2 rRNA genes are annotated in these 715 nt (G+C 47.1%); both read left to right on the top strand.

Features of this window, described 5'->3' with window-relative positions:
* Positions 1-162: ribosomal RNA gene (locus NON16_RS25385) — 16S ribosomal RNA — on the top strand; the annotation flags it as partial.
* A 360-nt stretch (positions 163-522) separates the two neighbouring features.
* Positions 523-715: ribosomal RNA gene (locus NON16_RS25380) — 23S ribosomal RNA — on the top strand; the annotation flags it as partial.

Genomic DNA, 715 nt, shown 5'->3' with positions numbered 1-715 from the left:
TCCCGGGCCTTGTACACACCGCCCGTCACACCACGAGAGTTTGTAACACCCGAAGTCGGTGGGGTAACCTTTTGGAACCAGCCGCCGAAGGTGGGACAGATGATTGGGGTGAAGTCGTAACAAGGTAGCCGTATCGGAAGGTGCGGCTGGATCACCTCCTTTCTAAGGAGTCCTTTATGGACATGGAATCACGCTTTGGCTTTTGTTTAGTTTTGAATGAGCTTTTTTCATTCAAAACGTTTTCCGATTGATCGGAAAACCAATGTTCCTTGAAAACTAGATAACGAAAATTCTTGAAAAACAAGACATCGAAACTATGCGTTAAACGTTGATGCATCCGCATCAATGAACATTCGTTCACGACTAGTGAATACTACGTGACGAATGGAATTGATCGTTAGTTCACGAGAAGCAAGAAGTTCTAGGAAGTGAAGTTCCGAAGACCGGAGTTTAGTTCGCCTAAATGAGGACTGGAGGAACAAAACTGACGACGAAATTCGCCGCTTATCGTGGAATAACATTGGTTAAGTTAGAAAGGGCGCACGGTGAATGCCTTGGCACTAGGAGCCGAAGAAGGACGGGACGAACACCGATATGCCTCGGGGAGCTGTAAGTAAGCATGGATCCGGGGATTTCCGAATGGGGGAACCCACTGTCCGTAATGGGACAGTATCCATATCTGAATACATAGGATATGAGAAGGCAGACCTGGGGA

Origin of the sequence: Pseudalkalibacillus decolorationis (assembly GCF_024609785.1) — a bacterium.
GTDB lineage: Bacteria > Bacillota > Bacilli > Bacillales > Fictibacillaceae > Pseudalkalibacillus > Pseudalkalibacillus decolorationis.
Note: the sequence above shows the minus strand (reverse complement) of the source record. Positions and strands in the feature narration are given on the sequence as shown.